The organism is Zhihengliuella sp. ISTPL4, assembly GCF_002848265.1.
Taxonomy (GTDB): domain Bacteria; phylum Actinomycetota; class Actinomycetes; order Actinomycetales; family Microbacteriaceae; genus Microbacterium.
In genome coordinates, this window is record NZ_CP025422.1 from 302,022 (window position 1) to 327,069 (window position 25,048).

Genomic DNA, 25,048 nt, shown 5'->3' on the forward strand with positions numbered 1-25,048 from the left:
CCACCGCTCCTTCGACGCTCGTCCCGAGCGTCATCGCCGTGCGCCGACGTCGCGGCCGCCGATTCTAGGCGACCCCGCCCTTCTGCCTGCGTCCGCGCGGCGGTCGAGTGCCGGTGTCGCCGCCTCCGGCCCCGCCCCCGGTCCCGAGATCGTCGAGGACCCGACCGTTAAGGTAGAAGCATGACGTATTCCGTCGCCGTCTCCGGCGCCTCCGGCTACGCAGGCGGCGAGATCCTGCGCCTCCTGGCCGCTCACCCCGACGTCGAGATCCGCACCGTCACGGCGCACTCGAACGCCGGACAGCCCCTCGTCGCCCATCAGCCGCACCTCCGTTCACTCGCCCACCTGACGCTGCAGGACACCACACCCGAGGTCCTCGCCGGACACGACATCGTGTTCCTGGCCCTCCCGCACGGCCAGTCCGGGCAGTACACGGACGCCCTCGGCGACACCCCGCTGGTGATCGACGCCGGAGCGGACCACCGGCTCACCTCGTCGGCGGAGTGGGACGCGTTCTACGGCGGGTCCTTCCATGAGCCGTGGACGTACGGCGTGCCCGAGCTCCTCGTCGGAGGGGGCAAGCAGCGGGACGCGCTCCGCAGCGCGACCCGGATCGCCGCACCCGGCTGCAACGCCTCGACGGTGAGCCTCAGCCTCGCCCCCGGTGTCGCGACCGGCGTGATCGACCCGGGCGACATCGTCTCCGTCCTGGCCGTCGGCCCGTCCGGGGCGGGCAAGAGCCTGAAGACGAACCTCCTCGCCAGCGAGATCCTCGGCTCCGCGAACCCCTATGCCGTCGGCGGCACGCACCGCCACATCCCGGAGATCCGTCAGGCGCTCGCCGCCGCCCGCCCTTCGACGGGCTCAGGCCCTTCGACGGACTCAGGGACCCAGGACATCCGGATCTCGTTCACTCCGGTCCTCGTGCCGATGTCGCGCGGCATCCTCGCCACGTCCACGGCGCCGATCGTCGAGGGTGTGAGCGACGCCGAGATCCGTCAGGCGTGGGAGAGCGCCTACGGCGACGAGACCTTCGTCCAGCTGCTGCCGGAGGGGAGCTTCCCGCGCACCGCCGACGTGCTCGGGGCGAACACGGCCCTCCTCGGCCTCGCGATCGACCGCGCCGCGAACCGCGTGACGGTGGTCACCGCCGTCGACAACCTCGTCAAGGGCACCGCCGGAGCTGCCGTCCAGTCCATGAACATCGCGCTGGGGCTTCCCGAGACCCGCGCCCTCTCAGTGAACGGAGTCGCCCCGTGAGCGTCACCGCCCCCGCAGGATTCGAGGCGGCCGGGGTCGCCGCCGGACTCAAGTCCACCGGCAAGCCCGATGTCGCCGTCGTGGTCAACCGCGGCCCTCGCAAGGTCGGCGCCGCCGTCTTCACGAGCAACCGCGCCAAGGCCAACCCCATCATCTGGTCGCAGCAGGCCGTCGCGGACCGCGTGGTCGAGGCCGTCGTCCTCAACTCCGGCGGTGCAAACTGCTTCACCGGGAGCTTCGGGTTCCAGACGACCCACCAGACCGCGGAGAAGGCGGCCGAACTGCTCGGCATCAGCGCGGGCGACGTGCTCGTCTGCTCCACGGGGCTCATCGGGACGGGGGACGAGGTCTTCCGTGAGAAGGTCCTCGCGGGCACCGCGCAGGCGATCACCGAGCTGAGCGCGGACGGCGGGGAGAGTGCCGCGCACGCCATCATGACCACGGACACGGTCGCGAAGACCGCTGTGGTGACCCGCGACGGCTGGACGATCGGCGGCATGGCGAAGGGCGCGGGCATGCTCGCCCCGGGTCTGGCGACGATGCTCGTGGTGCTCACCACCGACGCCGTGCTCGAACCGCTCCAGGCCGACGAGGCGCTGCGCCGGGCGACGGGGCGCACGTTCGACCGCCTCGACTCCGACGGCTGCATGTCGACCAACGACCAGGTGACGCTGCTCGCCAACGGCGCCTCCGAGGTCGTCCCCGACCTCGACGACTTCGCCGAGGCGCTCACCGCGCTCTGCCAGGAGCTCGCGGTCAAGCTGCAGGGCGACGCGGAGGGCGCGAGCCACGACATCACGATCGAGGTGCAGCACGCCGTCTCCGAGCAGGACGCCGTCGAGGTCGGCCGCTCGGTCGCCCGCAACAATCTGTTCAAGGCGGCCATCTTCGGCAACGACCCGAACTGGGGCCGCGTCCTCGCGGCGATCGGCACGACGGCCGCGCAGTTCGACCCCTACGACGTCGACGTGTGGATGAACGGTGTCCGCGTCTGCACCGCCGGCGGGCCGGACCGCCCCCGTGAGGAGGTCGACCTGACGCCGCGGGCCACGCACCTGATGATCGACCTCAAGGTCGGAGAGGCCACCGCCACGGTGCTCACCAACGACCTCACCCACGACTACGTGCACGAGAACAGCGCCTACGCCTCATGACCGACATCCAGGACACCACGCCGGACATCGCGGCGCAGAAGGCCACCACCCTCATCGAGTCGCTGCCGTGGCTGAAGAAGTTCCGCGACCAGATCGTCGTCGTCAAGTACGGCGGGAACGCCATGGTCTCGGACGAGCTGCAGGAGGCCTTCGCCCAGGACATCGCGTACCTCCGCTACGTCGGTGTGCAGCCCGTGGTCGTGCACGGCGGCGGGCCGCAGATCTCCGACATGCTGCAGCGGCTGGAGATCCCCAGTGAGTTCAAGGGCGGGTACCGCGTCACCAACACCGAGGCCATCGGCGTCGTGCGGATGGTCCTCACCGGCCAGGTGAACCCGCAGCTCGTCTCGAAGATCAACTCGCACGGCCCCATCGCCACCGGACTCAGCGGCGAGGACGCCGGGCTCTTCGGCGGCCGCCGTCGGGGTGTGATGATCGACGGCGAGGAGGTGGACCTCGGCCGCGTGGGCGACGTGGTCCAGGTCGACCCGACACCGGTGCTCGATCACCTCGCCGCAGGGCGGATCCCGGTCGTGTCGAGCATCGCGCCCGACCTCGACCACCCGGGGCAGTCGCTCAACGTCAACGCGGATGCCGCGGCTGCCGCGCTGGCCGTGGCCCTCGGTGCGCGCAAGCTCGTCATCCTCACCGACGTGCCGGGGCTGTACGCCGACTGGCCCAACCGCGACTCGCTCGTGTCGCACCTGACATCGGACGCGCTCATCGAGATGCTTCCGCGCCTCGAGTCGGGGATGATCCCGAAGATGCGCGCGTGCCTCGACGCGGTCGAGGGCGGCGTCGACGCGGCGGCGATCATCGACGGACGGGTGCCGCACTCGGTGCTCGTCGAACTGTTCACCAGCAAGGGAATCGGGACCGAAGTGGTCCTGGGAGAGAAAGGGGCGACGGCATGACCGTCTGGCAGGACGACGCGGCACGTGATCTCGTGCTCAACGCGGGGGAGCGCCTCGCGCTGCTGACCCGCGGTGAGGGCTCGTACCTGTGGGACGCCGAAGACCGACGCTACCTCGACTTCCTCGCCGGCATCGCGGTGACCTCCCTCGGCCACGCGCACCCGGTGTTCGTCGATGCGGTGTCCCGGCAGGCCGCCACCCTCGCGCACGTCTCCAACTACTTCGCGACTCCGCCGCAGCTCGCGCTCGCCGCCCGACTCAAGCGCCTTGCCGGCGCAGGGATCGATGGTCGCGTGTTCTTCTCGAACTCGGGTGCCGAGGCCAACGAGGCCGCGTTCAAGCTCGCCCGTCTGCACGGCGGGGCGGAGCGTCCGCGCATCCTCGCACTGGAGAACGGCTTCCACGGCCGGACGATGGGCTCGCTCGCGCTCACGGCCAAGGAGTCGATGCGCGCGCCGTTCGCGCCGATGCCCGGAGGCGTGGAGCACATCCCGGCCACGATCGACGCGCTGGAGGCCGCGATGGACGACCGGGTCGCCGCCGTCATCGTGGAGCCGATCCAGGGTGAAGCCGGTGTCGTCGAGCTGCCCGAGGGCTACCTCGCCGCGGCACGCTCGCTGACCCTCGCGCACGGCGCCCTGCTCATCGTCGACGAGATCCAGACGGGCGCGGGCCGGACCGGCGCCTGGTTCGGATTCAGCCACGAGGGCATCACGCCCGACGCCATCACGCTCGCGAAGGGCATCGGCGGGGGATTCCCGATCGGCGCCCTCGTCACCTACGGGGCCGCGAGCGCCCTGTTCACCCCCGGTTCGCACGGCTCCACGTTCGGCGGCAACCCGCTCGCGACGGCCGTGGCGGACGCGGTGCTGGCCGAGATCGAGCGCGCCGACCTCGTCGACAACGCCGCGCGCCGTGGCGCCGAGCTGCGGGACATCATCCTCGGCATCGACTCCCCGCTGGTCGGCGGCGTCCGCGGCCGCGGACTCCTCGTGGGCGTCGCGCTCACGCAGCCCGTGGCGGGTGCGGTGGTCGCCGCCGCGCAGGACCGCGGTCTCATCGTCAACGCAGCCAACCCCGAGACCGTGCGCGTCGCGCCGGCGCTCACCATCGGCGACGCGGAGCTGGCGGAGTTCCGCGAGCTGTTCGCCGCCGCTCTCTCCGACGTCCACACCTCCGCCTCCGGAAAGGTCCCCGCATGACCCGCCACCTGCTGCGCGACGACGATCTGACGCCCGCCGAGCAGGCGGAGATCCTCGATCTCGCGCTCGAGCTCAAGAAGGATCGCTGGGCAGACAAGAGCCTCGCCGGCCCGCAGACCGTCGCCGTGATCTTCGACAAGTCGTCCACCCGGACGCGCGTCTCGTTCGCCGTCGGCATCGCCGACCTCGGCGGCACGCCGCTCATCATCTCCACGGCGAGCAGCCAGCTCGGCGGGAAGGAGACGCCGTCCGACACGGCCCGCGTGCTCGAGCGCCAGGTCGCCGCGATCGTCTGGCGCACGTACGCGCAGTCGGGCCTGGAGGAGATGGCCGCCGGCACGCGGGTCCCCGTGATCAACGCGCTGTCGGACGACTTCCACCCCTGCCAGCTCCTCGCCGACCTGCTGACGATCCGCGAGCACAAGGGCGACCTGAAGGGCCTGACGCTGACGTTCTTCGGCGACGGGCAGAGCAACATGGCGCACTCGTACGCGCTCGCGGGCGTCACGGCGGGCATGCACGTGCGCATCGCCTCGCCGGAGGACTACGCGCCGCGGGCCGACGTCATCGAAGCGGCCGACCGCCGCGCCGGGGAGACCGGCGGATCGATCACGCTCTTCACCGACCCGGTCGAGGCGGCCGCGGGCGCCGATGTGGTCGTCACCGACACCTGGGTGTCGATGGGCAAGGAGGAGGAGAAGCTCGCGCGGATCCGCGACCTCGGCGGCTATAAGGTGACACCGGAGACGATGGAGCTCGCGCACGACGACGCGATCTTCATCCACTGCCTCCCCGCCGACCGCGGCTACGAGGTGGACTCCGCCGTCATCGATGGTCCGCAGAGCGTGGTCTGGGACGAGGCGGAGAACCGCCTGCACGCCCAGAAGGCGCTGCTGGTCTGGCTCCTCGGGAAGAAGGACGCGTGATGGCCGGCTCGCACGAAGGCACCAACGAGGGCGCGCTCTGGGGCGCGCGGTTCGCCACCGGTCCCTCGCCCGAGCTCGTCGAGCTGAGCCGGTCGACGCACTTCGACTGGATCCTGGCGCCGTACGACATCGCGGGTTCGCACGCGCATGCCACGGCTCTGGCCGCCGCGGGCTACCTGGAGCCGGATGAGGCCGCCCGGATGCACGAGGGCCTCGACGCCGTCGCGCGCAAGGTCGCCGACGGCACCCTGCAGCCGCTGCCCACCGACGAGGACGTGCACGGCGCGCTGGAGCAGGCGCTGATCGCCGAACTCGGCCCGGAGCTGGGCGGGCGCCTCCGTGCCGGCCGCAGCCGGAACGACCAGATCGCCACCCTCGTGCGGATGTACCTGATCGATCACGCCCGGGTGATCGCCCGTGACCTGCTGCGCGTGATCGATGCGCTCGTCGCGCAGGCCGAGGCGCACCCCGACGCGATCCTGCCCGGACGCACGCACCTCCAGCACGCACAGCCGGTGCTGCTCGCCCATCACCTCCAGGCTCACGCGTGGCCGCTGGTGCGCGAGCTCGAACGGCTCGTCGACTGGCGCCGGCGTGCCGGTGTCTCGCCGTACGGCGGGGGAGCGCTGGCGGGATCGACTCTGGGCCTCGACCCCGCTCTCGTGGCGACGGAACTCGGTCTCGACCGGCCGGCCGAGAACTCCCTCGACGGCACCGCCGCGCGGGACGTCGTGGCGGAGTTCGCGTTCATCGCGGCGATGACGGGCGTCGACCTCTCCCGGCTGTCCGAGGAGATCATCCTCTGGAACACGCGCGAGTTCGGCTTCGTCACCCTCGACGACGGCTACTCCACGGGGTCCAGCATCATGCCGCAGAAGAAGAACCCGGACATCGCCGAGCTCGCGCGCGGCAAGTCCGGGCGTCTCATCGGCAACCTGTCCGGTCTGCTGGCGACCCTCAAGGGCCTGCCCCTCGCGTACAACCGCGATCTGCAGGAGGACAAGGAACCGGTGTTCGACTCCGTGCAGACGCTCGAGGTCGTACTGCCGGCCTTCGCGGGGATGATCGCGACGCTGCGTTTCCACACGGAGCGCATGGCGGAGCTCGCGCCCCAGGGGTTCTCTCTGGCGACGGATGTCGCCGAGTGGCTGGTGAAACGGCGGGTGCCGTTCCGTGATGCCCACGAGATCTCCGGAGCACTCGTGCGCGCCTGCGAAGAACAGGGGATCGGACTGGAGGACGCCTCCGACGAGCTGCTGCTGTCGGTGTCCCCGCACCTCGTTCCCGAAGTCCGCGAGGTGCTCACCATCGCGGGCTCGGTGGGGTCGCGCACCGGTGTCGGTGGCACTGCTCCCGAGCGGGTCGCCGAGCAGCGCGCGGAGCTGGTCGCTCGCGCGCAGGCCGCCGCGCACGCGCTCGGACTGTAGCCGCTCCGGTGGTGGCCTGCGCCTCAGTGCAGGTCGCCGTCGGCGGCTGACCGCTCCCACCGGGTGAAGCGGACGGTCAGGCCCGCTCGGGTGGGGGCGGCCAGGAACGGCCCGGCGGACACCGTCGCATCTCCGGCGAAAGGCGCCACCCTGACCAGTCGCCACGCTCCGTCGTCCGCGCGGGCGCGCACGATCATGGCGTCCGCCCAACGGCTGACCCGGACGCTGATCTCGCTCTCGCGCCAGTCGTCGACGTAGCCGACCGACCAGTCCGAGCGGCCGGCGGTCACGACGGCGCCCAGGCCGAGGTGGCCGTCCGCGAACTCGACGCCGGCTTTGATCCAGTGCTCGTCGTCGGCGCGCACGAAGAGTCCTGCCTGGTCGAACTGCCCCTTCCACGGCGCACGGAACGCGACCTCGATCGCCTCGCCGACGGCGAGCGGGGCGAGCAGCGCGTGCTCCGTGTCGTGGACGAAGCCGTACGCGGTGTGACGCCAGGCGTCGCTCCCCTCGACCGCGGTGGCGTCGAGGTGCCCGTCGATGCGGGTCAGCGCGGGGGCGTGGGTCCAGGTGCCATCGGTCCAGTCGATCATGCGTGAATCAGGCATATTTCCTATCTATAGCCACATAAGGCATAAATCACGAATATTCGTGTTATGGTTATCCCATGGTCATCGCTGTGATCGCCGACATCGTGGGCTCCCGGGAGCTCGGGGACCGGAGTGCCGCACAGCGCGCCCTCGACGAGACCATCGCGCAGGTCGAACACGACCGTCCGCTGGCGGTCCAGCCGCTCACGCCCACGGTAGGGGACGAGCAGCAGGGCGTCTACCGCGCGCTGCCCGACGCGCTCCTCTCCCTCCTCATGGTGCAGCTCCGGCTCCCGGAAGGACTCGCCTTCCGTTTCGGGGTCGGCGTCGGCGAGGTCCGCCCCGTCACCTCGGTGCACGGCGAGTTGGCCGACGGACCGGGGTGGTACGCGGCACGCGCCGCGATCGAGACCGTGCACGCCCGCGAACAGCGCGCCGTGCCGCGCACGCGCACCTGGATTGTCGGCGCCCCGGGTCAGGATGAGGTCATGGAGACCGTCATCGCCGCGTCCAACGCGTATGTCCTCGCGCGCGACGAGCTCGTCGGAGCGATGAGCACCCGCGAGCGCCACCTCACCTACGGTCGCCTGGTCGGCCGGTCGCAGCAGGAGCTCGCCGCGCAGGAGGGCATCTCGCAGCCGAGCGTGTCCAAGTCCCTGCGGAGCGCGGGAGCCGCCGCTCTCATCGAGGGTGTGGCTGCGCTCCGGGGGGAGTCCTCATGATCCTCGCGGGCTTCGTCCTCCTCGCGGTCGGCGCAACCGACCTCGTCCGCCAGTTCGTGCCGCGGCGCTGGATCGGCTACGTGGTGGCCGCGGCCGTCATCGTCCTTCTGGGTATCGGCGGAGACGCGCTGCTGCCAGCCCTGCTCGGACTCGGTGTCGGAGCGCTGTGGGCGTGGAGCATGCCGGACGAGGGGCCGACCCTGGCCGGATTCTGGCCGGCTGTCGCGCTCGCCGCCCTGAGTATCGGTGCCGTCGTCTGGGGTGGTTCGAGGAACGACGCGGGGCTCATCGGTGAGCTCTGGACGTTCCGGTCGCCGTTCGGCGAGGTGCCGTTCGACCTCGCTGTCCTCGCGCTCGGCGCCGGTGTCTTCCTGCTGGAGTCCGCCAACCTCGTCGTCCGCGCGGCCCTCGACGGCGAGCACACCTGGCGCCCCGCCGAGGTGGCGCAGCCGGCGTCTCCGGTTGACGCGTCCGGGCCCGTCCCGCCGGACGCGGACGCCGTCGAAACTCCCGCGGTGTCCGCCGTCATCCCGGCTGATCCGCGGCACGGCTTCAAGGGCGGGCGGCTCATCGGCCCGCTCGAACGCGTGCTCGTGATGATCCTCACCTTGGCCGCGGCGTACCCGGTGCTCGCCGCCATGCTCGCCGCGAAGGGCATCGTCCGGTTCCCCGAGATCTCCCGGGACGGGGAGACCGGCGCCCGTGCAGAGTACTTCCTCGTCGGCAGTCTCGTCAGCTGGGTCATCGGCCTGGGCGCCGCGTTCCTCGTGTGGTGGGCGGCACACAGCTGACACCCCCTCGAGCGACGCAGCGCGGCGGCCGTCCGCTGCTAGCCTGGAGCGCGTGTCAACTCCCGCTCTGACGACCGCGCCTCAGGCGATCGACCCCACGTTCGAGAACGTGTGGGATGAGATCGTGTGGCGCGGACTCGTCCACGTGTCCACCGACCAGGAGGCGCTGCGCGCCCTGCTCGCGGGAGACCCCGTCACGTATTACTGCGGCTTCGACCCGACGGCGCCCAGCCTGCACCTCGGCCACCTCGTCCAGCTGCTTCTGCTCCGCCGTCTTCAGCTCGCCGGGCACAAGCCGCTCGGCCTCGTCGGCGGCTCCACCGGTCTGATCGGCGACCCGCGGCCCACGGCCGAGCGCACCCTCAACACCCGCGAGACTGTCGCGGAATGGGTCGACCGTCTGCGCGGGCAGGTCGAGCGCTACCTCAGCTTCGAGGGCGACAACGCCGCCCGCATGGTCAACAACCTCGACTGGACGGCGCCGCTGTCCGCGATCGATTTCCTCCGGGAGATCGGCAAGCACTACCGCGTCGGCACGATGCTGAAGAAGGACGCGGTGGCCGCGCGCCTGAACTCGGACGCCGGCATCAGCTACACCGAGTTCAGCTACCAGATCCTTCAGGGGCTCGACTTCCTCGAGCTCTACCGCCAGTACGACTGCGTGCTGCAGACGGGCGGCTCCGATCAGTGGGGCAACCTCACCAGCGGCACCGACCTCATCCACCGGGTCGAAGGGGTGTCCGTCCACGCCATCGGTACGCCGCTGATCACCAACAGCGACGGCACGAAGTTCGGCAAGAGCGAGGGCAACGCGATCTGGATCGACGCGGAGCTCACGAGCCCCTACGCGTTCTACCAGTTCTGGCTCAGCACGGCGGATGCCGACGTGATCGAGCGCCTCAAGGTGTTCACCTTCCTGACCAAGGCGGAGATCGAGGAGTACGCCGAGCTCGTGGCGACCGAGCCGTTCCGCCGTGCCGCCCAGAAGCGCCTCGCGCTCGAGGTCGTCGCGACGGTGCACGGCATCGAGGCGACGGCGGCCGTGATCGCCGCGTCCGAGGCGCTGTTCGGGCAGGGCGACCTGACGACTCTCGACCCGGCGACCTTGCGCACGGCGCTCGACGAGCTTCCGCATGCGACGGTCGCCGCCGGCACTCCGGTCGTCGACGCCCTCGTCGCCACCGGTCTCGTGTCGAGCCTGTCAGAGGCGCGTCGCGCCATCGCGCAGGGTGGCGTCTCCCTCGATGGGGAGCGGGTGGAGGACGACTCCGCGACCGTGCAGGGCACCCTGCCCGGCGGCGTCTCGGTGCTGCGTCGCGGGAAGAAGACACTCGCCGGCGTTTTCCTCGGCTGACTCCGGACGCGCATGCCGTTCACTCCGAGCCACGCGGTCGTCGCGCTGCCGTTCGTGCGCACCCCGCTCGTCCCCGCGGCGATCGCGATCGGGGCGATGACGCCGGACATCTCCCTGTTCCTGCGGAACGTCGGCCTCAACTACGGCTTCCTGCACGATCCGGTCAACGTCGTGTGGACGACGCTGCTCGCGCTCGTGCTGTTCCTGCTCTGGCGCGTGCTGCTGCGCCCGGCGACTCTCGAGCTGCTGCCAGGGTGGGTGGCTGCGCGGCTGCCCGCCGGGTGGCGGGTGAGTGGGCTCCGCGCAGCGACCGAAGCGCTGAGCCGCGACGACCGACCCCGGTATGCGAGGGGGCGACGGCTGTACCCGTTCCTGCTCGCGGTGTCGGCGATGCTGGGCGTGCTCTCGCACATCCTCTGGGACGCCTTCACGCACGAGTTCCGGTGGGGTGTCGAGCTGCTGCCTGCCCTGGCGAACTCCTGGGGCCCCTTCGACGGCTACAAGTGGCTCCAGTACGCGTCGAGCGCTCTCGGTCTGCTGGGTCTGGCCGTCTGGGCCGCCCTCTGGCTGCGTCGGGCGACGGCGCGAAGGGAGATGCCGCGAATCCTCCCGACGTTGGTGCGGGTGGCCTGGTGGCTCTCGCTACCGGTGATCCTCGTGGCCGCCTGGGTCGGGGGCCTGCTCGCTTTCGGTCCGCTGTCCGCGGAGGTCACGGTGCAGCATCTCGCTTACCGGGTGCTGCCGCCGGCCTGTGCGGCGTGGGGCGTGCTCACCCTGATCCTCTGCGTCGTGCTGGCCGTGCGTCGGCCGCGCTCCGCCGCCTGATCGCCCCCTCACCAGCGCGCGGCATCCGAGCCCCAGGTGTGAGGAGCGGCGAAGGTCAGGCCGGGGAGCGCCGGCCCTGCCGTCGTGACGGGCGTCCCGGCGACACCGAAGTGGGCGAGGTGGGCCGCGACGTCGGTCTCGGGGAACGCCGGCGCGTCCGCCGTCCGCGGCATACCGAGCAGCTCGGCCGCGACGCGTCGCAGAGAGGTGCGCACGATGCGCGAGTTCCCGTCGCGGTGACGAAGCAGGTGCGTAAGGGCAGCGGCGAGAAGGTACCCGGCGCTGTGATCGAGCGCCTGAGCCGGAAGAGCGCCCGGCCGACCCGCGTCGCCCTCGATCACAGCGATGCCGCTCTCCGCTTGGACGAGGCTGTCGAAGCCGGCGCGCTCGGGGTGATCCGTACCCCAGGCGCTGAGCTGGGTGACGAGGAGTCCCGGGTACCGTTCGACGAGCGCGTCGGGGGAGAGCCCCAGACGCTCCAGGGCCGCAGGACGATAGCCGAGCACGACGGCATCCGCGGTCTGGAGGAGGCCGTGCAGCGCAGGGTCTCGGGCATCGAGCAGCGCGGAGCGCTTGCCATGACCGGTGTCGAGATGCTGCCACGGAAGCTCGGGGAGGTGCGGCGGGTCGATGCGGAGCACATCCGCGCCGAGAAGCGCGAGGGTGCGGGTGCACACCGGCCCGGCGATCACCCGCGTGAGGTCGAGGACGCGGACGCCGTCGAGGGGAGCGTGTCCCGCCGCACCGCGCGCCCGGAGAGGTCGATCCTTCCGACGCCGTCCGGCAGCGGGTGCCGTGACCGCGACGTCGAGCAGAGGCGTCCGTCGCAGGGCCTCATCGGCTGAGCGGTCCTCAGGGCGCACGGCCACGGCGAGACCCCCGGCTTCGGAGATCCGGCGGACGGCCTCCGCGGTGTGCAGCGTTTCCAGCGTGCGGGCGACGGCTTCCGCTTCTGCCATGTCGTCCACATCCAGCGCGGTGCGGAGTGCGCGGGCGTGATGCGGGTAGTTGCCGTGCGTCCGGACCCATCCGTCTGCGCTCTCCCAGAATCCGGAGAGGGGTGCCCACACGGGAGGGGGAGTGCCGCCCACCTCCAGATACCTGTCACTCCGGTAGGCGACGGCGATGCGGACTGGGTCGATGTGCGCGAGATCGATGCCCGCGGCGAGGGCCACTGCTGCGACGCTGACGAGAGCGAGATCGCCGGTCGCCGTGCGCGCGGGGAGCGGAACGCCACCGAGGGATCGGAGAGCCGTATCGTCCGGAGCCTGTGCGGCGCCCCCGCCCATCTCGCGCACGACGCGGGCAAGCAGTTCGGCGGGGACGGTGGAGTGACCGGAGACCATGGCGCGATGCTACTCCGCACGCCGGAAGCGCCGGAAACGCGGGCTGATCCGGGGGAATCGCGAGCGCAGGGGCTTGCGACACGCCCGGGGGTGTGCGCCCGATTTGCCAGACCCCCGGAATCCACGTAACTTATTACTTGTTCGCCCCACAGGGAAGCGGAGAAGCCCCGAGCTTCACCCCCCTCAAGCGGAGAACCACTCCCGATCCTCTCTCACTTGAGAGATCCGGCGCTTGCGTCTAGGATGGGAGATCCACCCCTTCTGCGGCTGTCACCGGCTGCGCAGCGGATCCGAGATCCGCGCGGCGCGCCGATTTGACAAGCGAGTCGGGATGGCTAAGATAGAGAAGTTGCCCTGCGGGCCTGGTTGTGATGACTGGGTCGTGGGAGCATCCGATCCTTGAGAACTCAACAGCGTGCACTTGTCAAATGCCAAATCATCCTCGTCTAGCTTCGGCTGGGTGAGAATTCCTTTGGATCAAAGACCAACCTCCTTGTGGGGTTGGCAATGGATGAAGTCAGCAATGAATTTGTCTCTTTGGTCAGCATCAAACTCGCTGCGTTCCGGTTTTTCCCCGGTTCGTATGCACTTTCTTTTTACGGAGAGTTTGATCCTGGCTCAGGATGAACGCTGGCGGCGTGCTTAACACATGCAAGTCGAACGGTGAACACGGAGCTTGCTCTGTGGGATCAGTGGCGAACGGGTGAGTAACACGTGAGCAACCTGCCCCTGACTCTGGGATAAGCGCTGGAAACGGCGTCTAATACTGGATATGTGACGTGACCGCATGGTCTGCGTTTGGAAAGATTTTTCGGTTGGGGATGGGCTCGCGGCCTATCAGCTTGTTGGTGAGGTAATGGCTCACCAAGGCGTCGACGGGTAGCCGGCCTGAGAGGGTGACCGGCCACACTGGGACTGAGACACGGCCCAGACTCCTACGGGAGGCAGCAGTGGGGAATATTGCACAATGGGCGAAAGCCTGATGCAGCAACGCCGCGTGAGGGATGACGGCCTTCGGGTTGTAAACCTCTTTTAGCAGGGAAGAAGCGAAAGTGACGGTACCTGCAGAAAAAGCGCCGGCTAACTACGTGCCAGCAGCCGCGGTAATACGTAGGGCGCAAGCGTTATCCGGAATTATTGGGCGTAAAGAGCTCGTAGGCGGTTTGTCGCGTCTGCTGTGAAATCCCGAGGCTCAACCTCGGGCCTGCAGTGGGTACGGGCAGACTAGAGTGCGGTAGGGGAGATTGGAATTCCTGGTGTAGCGGTGGAATGCGCAGATATCAGGAGGAACACCGATGGCGAAGGCAGATCTCTGGGCCGTAACTGACGCTGAGGAGCGAAAGGGTGGGGAGCAAACAGGCTTAGATACCCTGGTAGTCCACCCCGTAAACGTTGGGAACTAGTTGTGGGGTCCATTCCACGGATTCCGTGACGCAGCTAACGCATTAAGTTCCCCGCCTGGGGAGTACGGCCGCAAGGCTAAAACTCAAAGGAATTGACGGGGACCCGCACAAGCGGCGGAGCATGCGGATTAATTCGATGCAACGCGAAGAACCTTACCAAGGCTTGACATATACGAGAACGGGCCAGAAATGGTCAACTCTTTGGACACTCGTAAACAGGTGGTGCATGGTTGTCGTCAGCTCGTGTCGTGAGATGTTGGGTTAAGTCCCGCAACGAGCGCAACCCTCGTTCTATGTTGCCAGCACGTAATGGTGGGAACTCATGGGATACTGCCGGGGTCAACTCGGAGGAAGGTGGGGATGACGTCAAATCATCATGCCCCTTATGTCTTGGGCTTCACGCATGCTACAATGGCCGGTACAAAGGGCTGCAATACCGTGAGGTGGAGCGAATCCCAAAAAGCCGGTCCCAGTTCGGATTGAGGTCTGCAACTCGACCTCATGAAGTCGGAGTCGCTAGTAATCGCAGATCAGCAACGCTGCGGTGAATACGTTCCCGGGTCTTGTACACACCGCCCGTCAAGTCATGAAAGTCGGTAACACCTGAAGCCGGTGGCCTAACCCTTGTGGAGGGAGCCGTCGAAGGTGGGATCGGTAATTAGGACTAAGTCGTAACAAGGTAGCCGTACCGGAAGGTGCGGCTGGATCACCTCCTTTCTAAGGAGCATCTGACGCTTCGGCGTCCAGAACCCAGATCGAGCCCGAATGTGGTTCGCTGGGAGCTCATGGGTGGAACATTTGACATGGCATCGAGATTGTTTCTCTGATTAGTACGCAGCTTGCTGCAGGAACGTCGGGGGGATGGGTTTCGGTGCCGGCACGCTGTTGGGTCCTGAGGGACCGGATGCGGATCTTTCGGGATCTGGTCTGAACCTCTGGACCTCTTTCTGTTTGTCCCTGTGGGGGCAGGTGGATGGGGGTTCCGCCCGTACTTTGAGAACTACACAGTGGACGCGAGCATCTTGCAACTGATCTTCGGATCGGTTGCGCAAGATGATCTTAAAGATCATTAGTCAATTTCTGATTCAGTCTTCGGACTGGTCGGGTTTTTGATTCGAACTCATGTGATTTCAAGTCTTTAAGAGCAAACGGTGGATGCCTTGGCATCTGGAGCCGAAGAAGGACGTAGCAATCTGCGATAAGCCTCGGGGAACTGATAAGCAAGTTTTGATCCGAGGGTGTCCGAATGGGGAAACCCCGCTGGGCGGCGTGCCGACCTAGTGACTCCCGCCTGAATATATAGGGCGGGTAGAGGGAACGTGGGGAAGTGAAACATCTCAGTACCCACAGGAAGAGAAAGCAACCGCGATTCCGTTAGTAGTGGCGAGCGAAACCGGATCAGGCTAAACCGAGTGTGTGTGATATCCGGCAGGAGTTGCATATTCGGGGTTGTGGGACTCACCAGTCAGTTCTGCCGAGCTGGCGACGTTACAGAAGCGTATAGACGAACGGTCTTGAAAGGCCGGTCATAGAGGGTGCCAACCCCGTAGTCGAAATGCGTGTTCTGGCGTGGAGAGTATCCCAAGTAGCACGGGGCCCGTGAAATCCCGTGTGAATCTGTCAGGACCACCTGATAAGCCTAAATACTCCCAGATGACCGATAGCGGACAAGTACCGTGAGGGAAAGGTGAAAAGTACCCCGGGAGGGGAGTGAAATAGTACCTGAAACCGTTTGCTTACAAACCGTTGGAGCACCCCTGGTAGGTGTGACAGCGTGCCTTTTGAAGAATGAGCCTGCGAGTTAGCGATATGTGGCGAGGTTAACCCGTGTGGGGTAGCCGTAGCGAAAGCGAGTCTGAATAGGGCGATTCAGTCGCATGTCCTAGACCCGAAGCGAAGTGATCTATCCATGGCCAGGTTGAAGCGACGGTAAGACGTCGTGGAGGACCGAACCCACTTAGGTTGAAAACTGAGGGGATGAGCTGTGGATAGGGGTGAAAGGCCAATCAAACTTCGTGATAGCTGGTTCTCTCCGAAATGCATTTAGGTGCAGCGTTGCGTGTTTCTTGCCGGAGGTAGAGCTACTGGATGGCCGATGGGCCCTACAAGGTTACTGACGTCAGCCAAACTCCGAATGCCGGTAAGTGAGAGCGCAGCAGTGAGACTGTGGGGGATAAGCTTCATAGTCGAGAGGGAAACAACCCAGACCACCAACTAAGGTCCCAAAGCGCGTGCTAAGTGGGAAAGGATGTGGAGTTGCTCTGACAACCAGGAGGTTGGCTTAGAAGCAGCCACCCTTGAAAGAGTGCGTAATAGCTCACTGGTCAAGTGATTCCGCGCCGACAATGTAACGGGGCTCAAGCGCGCCACCGAAGTTGTGGCATTGACATTATTGGTAGGCCTTCGTGGTCCAGCCGTGTTGATGGGTAGGAGAGCGTCGTGTGGCCAGCGAAGCGGCGGTGGAAACCAGCCGTGGAGGCTACACGAGTGAGAATGCAGGCATGAGTAGCGAATGACGTGTGAGAAACACGTCCTCCGAAAGACCAAGGGTTCCAGGGTCAAGCTAATCTTCCCTGGGTAAGTCGGGACCTAAGGCGAGGCCGACAGGCGTAGTCGATGGACAACGGGTTGATATTCCCGTACCGGCGAAGAACCGCCCAAGCTAATCCAGTGGTGCTAAACGTCCGAGCCTTCACATCGTCACCTTCGGGTGACACCGTGGAGGGGAGCACGTGACCCCATGCTGGTGCGGTTAGCGTATTAACAGGTGTGACGCAGGAAGGTAGTCCAAGCCAGGCGATGGTTGTCCTGGTGCAAGTGCGTAGGCCGAGTCGTAGGCAAATCCGCGACTCATACAGGCTGAGACACGATGCGGATAGAAAGTGGATGATCCTATGCTGCCGAGAAAAGCATCGACGCGAGGTTCTAGCCGCCCGTACCCCAAACCGACTCAGGTGGTCAGGTAGAGAATACCAAGGAGATCGAGAGAATCGTGGTTAAGGAACTCGGCAAAATGCCCCCGTAACTTCGGGAGAAGGGGGGCCTTCGACGTATTAGGACTTGCTCCGAAAGCGTTTGGAGGCCGCAGAGACTAGTGGGTAGCGACTGTTTACTAAAAACACAGGTCCGTGCCAAGTCGCAAGACGATGTATACGGACTGACGCCTGCCCGGTGCTGGAAGGTTAAGAGGACCGGTTAGCCGCAAGGCGAAGCTGAGAATTTAAGCCCCAGTAAACGGCGGTGGTAACTATAACCATCCTAAGGTAGCGAAATTCCTTGTCGGGTAAGTTCCGACCTGCACGAATGGCGTAACGACTTCCCAACTGTCTCAACCGCGAACTCGGCGAAATTGCATTACGAGTAAAGATGCTCGTTACGCGCAGCAGGACGGAAAGACCCCGTGACCTTTACTACAGCTTGGTATTGGTGTTCGGTGTGGCTTGTGTAGGATAGGTGGGAGACTTTGAAGCGGTGACGCCAGTTACCGTGGAGTCATTGTTGAAATACCACTCTGGTCACTCTGGATATCTAACTTCGAACCGTAATCCGGTTCAGGGACAGTGCCTGGTGGGTAGTTTAACTGGGGCGGTTGCCTCCCAAAAAGTAACGGAGGCGCCCAAAGGTTCCCTCAACCTGGTTGGCAATCAGGTGGCGAGTGTAAGTGCACAAGGGAGCTTGACTGTGAGACTGACAGGTCGAGCAGGGACGAAAGTCGGGACTAGTGATCCGGCAGTGGCTTGTGGAAGCGCTGTCGCTCAACGGATAAAAGGTACCTCGGGGATAACAGGCTGATCTTGCCCAAGAGTCCATATCGACGGCATGGTTTGGCACCTCGATGTCGGCTCGTCGCATCCTGGGGCTGGAGTAGGTCCCAAGGGTTGGGCTGTTCGCCCATTAAAGCGGTACGCGAGCTGGGTTTAGAACGTCGTGAGACAGTTCGGTCCCTATCCGCTGCGCGCGTAGGAAGTTTGAGAGGATCTGACCCTAGTACGAGAGGACCGGGTTGGACGAACCTCTGGTGTGTCAGTTGTTCCGCCAGGAGCACCGCTGATTAGCTACGTTCGGGATGGATAACCGCTGAAAGCATCTAAGCGGGAAGCCGGCCTCAAGATGAGACTTCCATACCTTCGGGTGAGAGGCTCCCAGCCAGACTACTGGGTTGATAGGCCAGATGTGGAAGCACGGTAACGTGTGCAGCTGACTGGTACTAATAAGCCGATGACTTGATAACACACCGTTTGTTGGTGCTTGCGTCCACTGAGTGGTTCTCGATGTACGGTCGAGAACTACCTTCAACAATGATTCATCATTGCTTTAGGTTTGATTGAAACATCAATAGTGTTTCGGCGGCCATAGCGTGAGGGAAACGCCCGGTCACATTCCGAACCCGGAAGCTAAGCCTCACAGCGCCGATGGTACTGCAGGGGGGACCCTGTGGGAGAGTAGGACACCGCCGGACTCCTTTTAGTCGAAATGGCCACCCATCGTTGGGTGGCCATTTTGCGTTTACGAACGAAGAGAACAGGGAGCACCATGCCGGAAGAGGAAGAGCGCCGTCCGCGTCGCAACGACGGGAACCAGCGCAACGATCGTCCTTCCGGAGGTCGCCCCGTCTACCGCGACGGCGCATCTCGCGCCGGCTCCGGTGATCGCGCGCCCCGTCGTGAGGGCGGCTATAGCCGTGATGGTGGCGCCCCGCGTCGTGAGGGCGGTCACAACCGTGATGGTGGTGCGCCCCGTCGCGAAGGCGGTTACAACCGCGACTCCGGCCCGCGTCGTGAGGGCGGCTACAACCGTGACGGTGGTGGCCCGCGTCGTGAGGGCGGTTACAACCGTGACGGTGGTGGCCCGCGTCGTGAGGGCGGTTACAACCGTGATGGTGGTGGCCCGCGTCGTGAGGGCGGTTACAACCGTGATGGTGGTGGCCCGCGTCGTGAAGGTGGTTACAACCGTGATGGTGGTGGCCCGCGTCGTGAAGGTGGTTACAACCGTGATGGTGGTGCGCCGCGTCGTGAGGGCGGTTACAACCGTGATGGTGGTGCGCCGCGTCGTGAGGGCGGTTACAACCGTGATGGTGGTGCGCCGCGTCGTGAGGGCGGTTATAACCGTGATGGTGGTGCCCCGCGGCGTGAAGGTGGTTACAACCGTGATGGTGGTGCGCCCCGGCGTGAAGGTGGTTACAACCGTGATGGTGGTGCCCCGCGGCGTGAAGGTGGTTACAACCGTGATGGTGGTGCCCCGCGGCGTGAAGGTGGTTACAACCGTGACGGTGGTGCGCCCCGGCGTGAGGGCGGCTACAACCGCGACTCCGGCCCGCGTCGTGAAGGTGGCTACAACCGTGACGGTGGTGCCCCGCGCCGTGAAGGCGGCTACAACCGTGACGGTGGTGCACCCCGTCGTGAAGGCGGCTACAACCGTGACAGCGCGCCCCGCCGCGAAGGCGGCTATGGCCGTGACTCCGGCCCCCGTCGCGAGGGCGGGTTCGAGAGGGAGCGGAGGAGTGATCGGTCGCGGTCCTTCCCCCAGCGCGGCGGGGTTGGCCGGGAACGTCCGGCCAACGCGGCGAACGAGCGTCCGCGCTTCGACGAGCCCCGTGTGCCGGACGAGGTCACCGCGCGCGATCTGCACCCGTCCGCGCGCAATGAGCTGAAGACGCTGAGTAAGGAGAACGCGGAATTCGTCGCCCGGCATCTGGCAATGGCGTCCCGGCTGATCGACGAGGACCCGACTCTGGCCCACGAGCACGCCCTGGCGGCGTCGCGTCGTGCCGGCCGGATCGCGATCGTCCGCGAGACCCTCGGCATCACCGCCTACGCGACGGGCGACTTCGCCCTGGCGCTGCGTGAGCTGCGCACCTATCGCCGGATCTCCGGCAAGGACGACCAGATCGCGCTCATGGTCGACAGCGAGCGCGGCATCGGGCGCCCCGACCGTGCTCTCGAGACCGGCCGCGCGGTAGACCGGTCGACTCTGACCACCCCCGTGCGCGTGGCTCTCGCGATCGCGATGTCGGGTGCCCGGCTCGACCAGGGCGACCTGGAGCTGGCCCTCGGCGAGCTCGAGATTCCCGAGCTGGACCCGGACCGCGCGTTCGAGTGGAGCCCCGCCCTGTTCGCGGCGCGCGCCGCCGTCCTGGAGGATCTCGGGCGTACCGACGAGGCGGAGTTCTGGGCGCACCGCGCTGAGGTCGCCGCCGAGGCCCTCGGGATCGATGAAGCCGGCGACGAGGAAATCTACGTCGAGGACGGCCTCGTCGATGACGACTTCAGCGACGACGATTTCTCTGACGCCGACGCTGTTTCTGACGAAAGCGCCGCCGAGGAATCGGCACTCACCGACACGACCGAGCCCGCCGAGCCGTCCATCGAGGACGAGGTGCGCGAGCTGCTCGGCGAGGACGACGAGACGGAGGACGACTCGCCCTCCGCGCCCGAGAAGCCGGAGGCGTAGTGGGACTCTTCACACCGAAGGCACGGAGGTCTCGGGCGGGACGGACGCCCCTCGATGGCGTGGACACCGTCCTCGCCGATCTCGACGGCGTCGTCTACGCCGGCCCGGGTGCTCTGCCCCATGCGGTCGAGAGCCTGAACGCGGCGGCGCACGCGGTGCGTCTCGGCTACATCACCAACAACGCCTCGCGCACCGACGCCTCCGTGGCCGCGCATCTCACGAGTCTCGGACTCGACGTGGCTCCGCAGGACGTCGTCACGAGCCCGCAGGCCGCGATGCGTCTGCTGTCCGGGATCGTGCCCGCGCCGGCGACCATCCTCGTCGTGGGCGGGGATGGCCTCGTCGACGAGGTGCAGAAGGCCGGGTACACGGTGACGCGCAGCGCCGAGGACGCTCCGCAGGCGGTCGTGCAGGGGTTCGCACCCGAGGTGGCCTGGACCGACCTCGCCGAGGCGGCGTTCGCGCTGAAGGTCCCCGAGGACGAAGGCGGCATCCCCTGGATCGCCACGAACACGGACTGGACGATCCCGCGCGAGCGCGGTGTCGCTCCCGGGAACGGCACCCTCGTCTCCGCCGTGCACACGGCGATCGGGCGCCTGGCGACGGTCGCGGGCAAGCCGGAGATCCCGATCTTCGAGGAGGCGCTCGCCCGCTTCGGCGCGGCGAAGGCACTGTTCATCGGTGACCGCCTCGACACCGACATCATGGGCGCCAGCCGGGCCGGCATCGAGTCCGCGCTGGTGCTGACCGGCATCGACCGTCCCAAGCACGTCCTCGCCGCGCCTGAGGGATCGCGCCCGACCTACATCCTCGGCGACCTGCGCGGCCTGCATGAGCCGTATCCCGAGCCCGTCGTGACCGACGGCGTGTTCGACGTGAACGGCGCCGCCGTCCGCGTCCACGGCGCCGACGTCGAGATCGTGGCCGAGTCCGGCGACCAGCTCGACCTGCTCCGCGCGGGCGCTGCCGCCATCTGGGCGTCCGGAACGCCGGTGTTCGTGCTGCGGGTTCCGGAACGGCTGTACGCCGACCCGTTCCACCGCCCCTGAGCCACGCGTGGCGCCGTCGGCCGACGGCGGCGCCGCGTACAGTGGAAGCGTGAGCGATGAGACGACGACCAGTGCGCCGACGGACGGCTTGTGGAGTCGTCTGCGCCTGATCGAAGGGCAGCCCCTCGCCGCGCGCGCGGACGCGTACTCGGCCCTGCACGACGAACTCTCGCGCCGGCTCGAGAGCGGATCCCGGCACGAGCTGCGGGAGACCCCGGGACCGCGATGACGCGACTCGACGCCGCCCTCGCCGCCCGAGGACTCGCCCGTTCGCGCACGCATGCCGCCACCCTCATCGCGGACGGCCTCGTGAGCGTCGACGGTCGCCCGGTCGTCAAAGCGTCGACCGCGGTCGGCGACGCGAACACGATAACGGTCGCCGGCGCCGACCACTACGTCAGCCGCGCGGCGCACAAGCTCGTCGCCGGACTCGACAGCTTTTCCCTTCCCGTGGAGGGGCGTCTCGCGCTCGACATGGGCGCCTCGACCGGCGGGTTCACGCAGGTGCTCCGGGAACGTGGTGCACGCCGCGTCCTCGCCGTGGACGTCGGCCACGGTCAGCTCGCCCCCTCTGTCGCGGCCGATCCCGGCGTCACAGCGGTCGAGGGCTTCAACGTGCGGCACATGACGGCAGACGGTCTCGCCGCGGCGACGGGGGAGTCCGCGTCGCCCGACCTCATCGTAGGCGACCTGTCCTTCATCTCGCTTGAACTCGTGTTCCCCGCGGTGGTCGCGGTGGCTGCACCCGGTGCCGACGTGCTGCTGCTCGTCAAGCCGCAGTTCGAGGTCGGGAGGACCGCGGTGCGCGGCGGTCTCGTCACCGACCCCGCCACCCGTGCCGATGCCGTCGCCCGGGTGGCGTGGAGCGCGTGGGACACGGGGATGGGGATGGCGGGAATCGTCTCCTCCCCGATCCTCGGTACCCACGGCAATGCGGAGTATCTCGTCCACCTCGTGCCGGGGGGCGGCAGCAATCCGACAGAATGGATGGACACCATCAACCGGCTGGCAGGGGGACGATGAACGAGCGCAGAATCCTGGTCGTCGCCCACGCGGGTCGCGTCGACACCGTCGCGGCCGCCCGTCGAGTGATCGACGCCCTCCGGGGCGCGGGAGTGCGCCCCGTCCTGGCGGCCGACGACCACGCCGAGCTCACCGCGGTCGATGCCTTCTTCGCCGACGTCGACGTGCTGAACGCCTCCGCCGATCAAGCATCCCTCGAACTCGCGATCGTCCTCGGCGGCGACGGCACCATCTTGCGCGCGGCGGAGCTCGTCCGTGACAGCGGCGCTCCGGTGCTCGGCATCAACATGGGCCACGTCGGCTTCCTCGCGGAGATCGACCGGGACGACATGGACGACGCGATGCGCCGCGTCATCGCCCGCGATTACGAGGTCGAGGAGCGCCTGGCTCTGTCGGTGCGGGTGAAGGACGCCTCGGGCGAGGTCGTCTTCGAGACCTGGGCGCTGAACGAGGCGACGGTCGAGAAGGCGAGCCGGGAGCGCATGATCGAGGTCGTGCTCGAGATCGATGGGCGTCCGCTGTCGAGCTTCGGCTGCGACGGCATGGTCATCTCCACGCCGACGGGCTCGACCGCCTACAACTTCTCCGCCGGCGGCCCGGTGATCTGGCCGACGGTCGAGGCCATCGCGGTGGTCCCGCTGTCGGCGCACGCTCTCTTCGCCAAGCCGCTCGTGGTGAGCCCCGAGGCGGCCGTGGCGATCGAGATGCTGGAGCGGACCGACGGCTCCGGCATCCTCTGGTGCGACGGCCGTCGTTCCCACGACCTCCCGCCGGGTGCCCGCGTCGTCGTCCGTCGTTCGTCGCGCCCCGTCCGCCTTGCTCGCCTGCACCCCACGGCTTTCACGAATCGCCTCGTCCGCAAGTTCCAGCTGCCCGTCGAGGGATGGCGCGGACAGGAGCGGAGGAGCGACGCATGATCGAGGAGATGCGCATGCAGGGGCTCGGCGTGATCGCCGACGCCGTCCTGCCGCTCGGTCCCGGCTTCACGGCCATCACCGGCGAGACCGGCGCGGGCAAGACCATGGTCGTCACTGGTCTCGGGCTGCTCCTCGGGCAGCGGGCCGACTCGGGGGCCGTGCGCAAGGGGGCGGCTCAGGCCTCGGTGGCCGGTGTGTGGATCGTGCCGGAGACCGGCGAGGTCGCCGACATCGTGGCTGAGGCCGGGGGAGAGCTGGAGCCGGCCGGCGACGGAACGGCGGAGCTGTACGTCTCGCGCACCCTCAGCGCCGAAGGCCGCAGCCGCGCGAGCGTCGGCGGACGCGCCGCACCCGCGGGCGTGCTCTCATCCCTCGCCGACGAGCTCATCGTCGTGCACGGGCAGTCCGAGCAGCTCCGGCTGCGGTCTGCCGCCGCGCAGCGCGACGCCCTCGACCGCTTCGGCGGCGAGCCGATCGCCCGGGCGCTGGAGGAGTACCAGGCCGCATTCGAGCACTGGCGCATGCTCGACGCGGAGATCCTCGACATCACCGCCAACCGCGACCGGCGTGCCGAGGAAGCCGCCCGGTTGCGCGAGGACCTCGCCCTGATCGAAGCCACCGCCCCGGAAGAGGGCGAGGACGAGGAACTGACGGCCCGCGCCGAGCGCCTGGCGAACGCCGAAGAACTCCGCGTCGCGGCCTCCCTGGCCCACGGCGCCCTCTCGAACGAGGAGGGGGAGCCCGATGCCTCGGCGCTGGTCGCGGAAGCGCGCCGAGCGATCGAGCGCGTGTCCGACCCGAAGCTCGCGGAGGTCGCGGAGACCCTGGCCGACATCGGCTATCGCATCGCCGACGCCGCCGGCACGCTCTCCGGTTTCCTCGCCGACCTCGATGAGTCCGGTCCGCACGAGCTGGCCGCCGTCGAGGAGCGCCGTGCCGCGCTCGGCGTCCTCGTCCGTCAGCACGGCTCGCTGGCGGAGGCACTGGCGCTGTGGCAGACCGGATCCGCGCGGCTGGCCGAACTCGACGACGACGGAGAGCGCTTGGAACGTCTCACGGCCGAGCGCGACGCGGCCAGGATGAAACTCGACACCCGGGCCGACGCTCTCACCGCGGCGCGGAGCGAGGCGGCCGTCCGGCTCGGCGAGGCCGTGACCACCGAGCTGCACGCGCTGGCGATGCCGGACGCGCGTCTGGAGGTCTCCGTGGCGCCGGGCACCGAGAGCAGCCACGGGCGCGACGACGTCGCCATCCTGCTCGCGCCGCATCCCGGTGCCGAGCCCCGCTCCGTCACCAAGGGTGCGTCCGGCGGCGAGCTGTCCCGGGTGATGCTCGCGATCGAGGTCGTCATCGCGGCGACCGACCCGGTTCCCACCTTCGTGTTCGACGAGGTCGATGCGGGTATCGGCGGTGCGGCGGCGATCGAGGTCGGTCGGCGACTCGCCCGACTCGCCGAGAAGTCGCAGGTGATCGCCGTCACCCATCTCGCCCAGGTCGCCGCTTTCGCGAACAACCACCTGACCGTCGTGAAATCGAACGACGGCGCCGTCACCGCCTCCAGCGTGCGGCGGCTCGACGGGGAGGAGCGCGAGGCCGAGATGGCCCGCCTGCTCTCCGGACTCGCGGATTCCGATGCCGCACTCACCCACGCCCGTGAGCTTCTCAGCCTCGGCGTCTGAACCAACTGTTAGGATA

At 67.5% G+C, this 25,048-nt stretch carries 19 protein-coding genes and 3 rRNA genes; 19 read left to right on the forward strand and 3 right to left on the reverse strand.

Going from position 1 to position 25,048, the window contains the following annotated elements:
- Positions 1 to 180: 180 nt before the first annotated feature.
- Genes argC through argH form a run of 6 tightly spaced genes read left to right on the forward strand, consistent with a single transcriptional unit; the run spans position 181 to position 6,883 of the window.
- A complete protein-coding gene (gene argC / locus CYL12_RS01460; RefSeq protein ID WP_101844876.1) occupies positions 181 to 1,260 on the forward strand; it encodes an N-acetyl-gamma-glutamyl-phosphate reductase in 1,080 nt (359 codons plus the stop codon).
- The gene (gene argJ / locus CYL12_RS01465) at positions 1,257 to 2,414 is read left to right on the forward strand and encodes a bifunctional glutamate N-acetyltransferase/amino-acid acetyltransferase ArgJ (RefSeq protein WP_101844878.1); all 1,158 of its coding nucleotides are present in this window, start codon (positions 1,257 to 1,259) and stop codon (positions 2,412 to 2,414) included. The genes argC and argJ overlap by 4 nt, the downstream gene beginning before the upstream one ends.
- Entirely contained in the window at positions 2,411 to 3,328 is a 918-nt protein-coding gene (gene argB, locus CYL12_RS01470) for an acetylglutamate kinase (protein ID WP_101844881.1), read from the forward strand. Before argJ ends, argB begins: the two co-directional genes overlap by 4 nt.
- On the forward strand, positions 3,325 to 4,530 hold the full coding sequence (locus tag CYL12_RS01475; protein ID WP_101844884.1) for an acetylornithine transaminase: 1,206 nt from the start codon (positions 3,325 to 3,327) through the stop codon (positions 4,528 to 4,530). The genes argB and CYL12_RS01475 overlap by 4 nt, the downstream gene beginning before the upstream one ends.
- Positions 4,527 to 5,456 carry an ornithine carbamoyltransferase gene (gene argF / locus CYL12_RS01480; RefSeq protein ID WP_025105260.1) on the forward strand — a complete coding sequence of 310 codons (930 nt, stop codon included), beginning with the start codon at positions 4,527 to 4,529 and terminating at the stop codon, positions 5,454 to 5,456. The genes CYL12_RS01475 and argF overlap by 4 nt, the downstream gene beginning before the upstream one ends.
- Positions 5,456 to 6,883 (forward strand): argininosuccinate lyase, encoded by a 1,428-nt coding sequence (argH, locus tag CYL12_RS01485; protein ID WP_101844886.1) that lies wholly within the window; start codon positions 5,456 to 5,458, stop codon positions 6,881 to 6,883. The genes argF and argH overlap by 1 nt, the downstream gene beginning before the upstream one ends.
- A gap of 23 nt (positions 6,884 to 6,906) precedes the next feature.
- Here the strand turns inward: argH and CYL12_RS01490 are convergent, their stop codons facing one another.
- Positions 6,907 to 7,491 (reverse strand): DUF1349 domain-containing protein, encoded by a 585-nt coding sequence (locus CYL12_RS01490; protein ID WP_101844888.1) that lies wholly within the window; start codon positions 7,489 to 7,491, stop codon positions 6,907 to 6,909.
- A gap of 59 nt (positions 7,492 to 7,550) precedes the next feature.
- Here CYL12_RS01490 and CYL12_RS01495 point away from each other — a divergent pair, with 59 nt between their 5' ends.
- From CYL12_RS01495 to CYL12_RS01510, 4 genes are read left to right on the forward strand one after another with little or no spacing between them, the layout of a single operon-like run.
- Positions 7,551 to 8,195 carry a SatD family protein gene (locus CYL12_RS01495; RefSeq protein ID WP_101844889.1) on the forward strand — a complete coding sequence of 215 codons (645 nt, stop codon included), beginning with the start codon at positions 7,551 to 7,553 and terminating at the stop codon, positions 8,193 to 8,195.
- Positions 8,192 to 8,986: a hypothetical protein gene (locus tag CYL12_RS01500; protein WP_101844890.1), complete on the forward strand. Its 795-nt coding sequence runs from the start codon at positions 8,192 to 8,194 to the stop codon at positions 8,984 to 8,986. The genes CYL12_RS01495 and CYL12_RS01500 overlap by 4 nt, the downstream gene beginning before the upstream one ends.
- Before the next feature lie 52 nt (positions 8,987 to 9,038).
- Positions 9,039 to 10,340: a tyrosine--tRNA ligase gene (tyrS, locus tag CYL12_RS01505; protein WP_101844892.1), complete on the forward strand. Its 1,302-nt coding sequence runs from the start codon at positions 9,039 to 9,041 to the stop codon at positions 10,338 to 10,340.
- A 12-nt stretch (positions 10,341 to 10,352) separates the two neighbouring features.
- Positions 10,353 to 11,165 (forward strand): DUF4184 family protein, encoded by an 813-nt coding sequence (locus tag CYL12_RS01510; protein WP_101844894.1) that lies wholly within the window; start codon positions 10,353 to 10,355, stop codon positions 11,163 to 11,165.
- Between the two features lie 8 nt (positions 11,166 to 11,173).
- On the opposite strand, the gene CYL12_RS01515 is transcribed toward CYL12_RS01510, so the two are convergent.
- A complete protein-coding gene (locus CYL12_RS01515) occupies positions 11,174 to 12,511 on the reverse strand; it encodes a CoA transferase (protein ID WP_233486804.1) in 1,338 nt (445 codons plus the stop codon).
- A 595-nt stretch (positions 12,512 to 13,106) separates the two neighbouring features.
- Between CYL12_RS01515 and CYL12_RS01520 the strand changes: the two genes are divergently transcribed.
- The 3 genes from CYL12_RS01520 (at position 13,107) to rrf (ending at position 18,373) form a co-directional block, all read left to right on the forward strand.
- A 16S ribosomal RNA gene (locus CYL12_RS01520) occupies positions 13,107 to 14,631 on the forward strand.
- Positions 14,632 to 15,042: 411 nt separating this feature from the next.
- Positions 15,043 to 18,145 (forward strand): 23S ribosomal RNA (locus CYL12_RS01525).
- Positions 18,146 to 18,256: 111 nt separating this feature from the next.
- Positions 18,257 to 18,373: ribosomal RNA gene (gene rrf, locus CYL12_RS01530) — 5S ribosomal RNA — on the forward strand.
- The 16S, 23S and 5S rRNA genes sit together here, the layout of an rRNA operon.
- 47 nt (positions 18,374 to 18,420) lie before the next feature.
- Here rrf and CYL12_RS01535 read toward each other — a convergent pair.
- Entirely contained in the window at positions 18,421 to 19,542 is a 1,122-nt protein-coding gene (locus CYL12_RS01535) for a hypothetical protein (protein ID WP_158297061.1), read from the reverse strand.
- Between CYL12_RS01535 and CYL12_RS01540 the strand changes: the two genes are divergently transcribed.
- Genes CYL12_RS01540 through recN form a run of 6 tightly spaced genes read left to right on the forward strand, consistent with a single transcriptional unit; the run spans position 19,510 to position 25,032 of the window.
- A complete protein-coding gene (locus CYL12_RS01540; protein WP_233486805.1) occupies positions 19,510 to 20,364 on the forward strand; it encodes a tetratricopeptide repeat protein in 855 nt (284 codons plus the stop codon). The genes CYL12_RS01535 and CYL12_RS01540 overlap by 33 nt on opposite strands.
- Positions 20,365 to 20,423: 59 nt before the next feature.
- On the forward strand, positions 20,424 to 21,413 hold the full coding sequence (locus tag CYL12_RS01545; RefSeq protein ID WP_233486806.1) for an HAD-IIA family hydrolase: 990 nt from the start codon (positions 20,424 to 20,426) through the stop codon (positions 21,411 to 21,413).
- A gap of 49 nt (positions 21,414 to 21,462) precedes the next feature.
- On the forward strand, positions 21,463 to 21,642 hold the full coding sequence (locus CYL12_RS01550; RefSeq protein WP_101848628.1) for a hypothetical protein: 180 nt from the start codon (positions 21,463 to 21,465) through the stop codon (positions 21,640 to 21,642).
- Positions 21,639 to 22,436, forward strand: coding sequence for a TlyA family RNA methyltransferase (locus CYL12_RS01555; RefSeq protein ID WP_101844902.1), 798 nt, complete (start codon positions 21,639 to 21,641; stop codon positions 22,434 to 22,436). Before CYL12_RS01550 ends, CYL12_RS01555 begins: the two co-directional genes overlap by 4 nt.
- Positions 22,433 to 23,353 carry an NAD kinase gene (locus CYL12_RS01560; RefSeq protein WP_101844904.1) on the forward strand — a complete coding sequence of 307 codons (921 nt, stop codon included), beginning with the start codon at positions 22,433 to 22,435 and terminating at the stop codon, positions 23,351 to 23,353. The genes CYL12_RS01555 and CYL12_RS01560 overlap by 4 nt, the downstream gene beginning before the upstream one ends.
- Positions 23,350 to 25,032, forward strand: a complete 1,683-nt coding sequence (recN, locus tag CYL12_RS01565; protein WP_101844906.1) for a DNA repair protein RecN — start codon at positions 23,350 to 23,352, stop codon at positions 25,030 to 25,032. Before CYL12_RS01560 ends, recN begins: the two co-directional genes overlap by 4 nt.
- Positions 25,033 to 25,048 lie beyond the last annotated feature (16 nt).

What these genes read in the sequence shown, in the direction of transcription:
- CYL12_RS01510 (WP_101844894.1), top strand. Translation starts at nt 10,353, where the DNA reads ATGCCGTTCACTCCGAGCCACGCGGTCGTCGCGCTGCCGTTCGTGCGC.
- argH (WP_101844886.1), top strand. Translation starts at nt 5,456, where the DNA reads ATGGCCGGCTCGCACGAAGGCACCAACGAGGGCGCGCTCTGGGGCGCG.
- CYL12_RS01500 (WP_101844890.1), top strand. Translation starts at nt 8,192, where the DNA reads ATGATCCTCGCGGGCTTCGTCCTCCTCGCGGTCGGCGCAACCGACCTC.
- CYL12_RS01560 (WP_101844904.1), top strand. Translation starts at nt 22,433, where the DNA reads ATGAACGAGCGCAGAATCCTGGTCGTCGCCCACGCGGGTCGCGTCGAC.
- argF (WP_025105260.1), top strand. Translation starts at nt 4,527, where the DNA reads ATGACCCGCCACCTGCTGCGCGACGACGATCTGACGCCCGCCGAGCAG.
- CYL12_RS01490 (WP_101844888.1), bottom strand. Translation starts at nt 7,491, where the DNA reads ATGCCTGATTCACGCATGATCGACTGGACCGATGGCACCTGGACCCAC.
- CYL12_RS01555 (WP_101844902.1), top strand. Translation starts at nt 21,639, where the DNA reads ATGACGCGACTCGACGCCGCCCTCGCCGCCCGAGGACTCGCCCGTTCG.
- CYL12_RS01515 (WP_233486804.1), bottom strand. Translation starts at nt 12,511, where the DNA reads ATGGTCTCCGGTCACTCCACCGTCCCCGCCGAACTGCTTGCCCGCGTC.
- CYL12_RS01495 (WP_101844889.1), top strand. Translation starts at nt 7,551, where the DNA reads ATGGTCATCGCTGTGATCGCCGACATCGTGGGCTCCCGGGAGCTCGGG.
- argC (WP_101844876.1), top strand. Translation starts at nt 181, where the DNA reads ATGACGTATTCCGTCGCCGTCTCCGGCGCCTCCGGCTACGCAGGCGGC.
- CYL12_RS01475 (WP_101844884.1), top strand. Translation starts at nt 3,325, where the DNA reads ATGACCGTCTGGCAGGACGACGCGGCACGTGATCTCGTGCTCAACGCG.
- recN (WP_101844906.1), top strand. Translation starts at nt 23,350, where the DNA reads ATGATCGAGGAGATGCGCATGCAGGGGCTCGGCGTGATCGCCGACGCC.
- argB (WP_101844881.1), top strand. Translation starts at nt 2,411, where the DNA reads ATGACCGACATCCAGGACACCACGCCGGACATCGCGGCGCAGAAGGCC.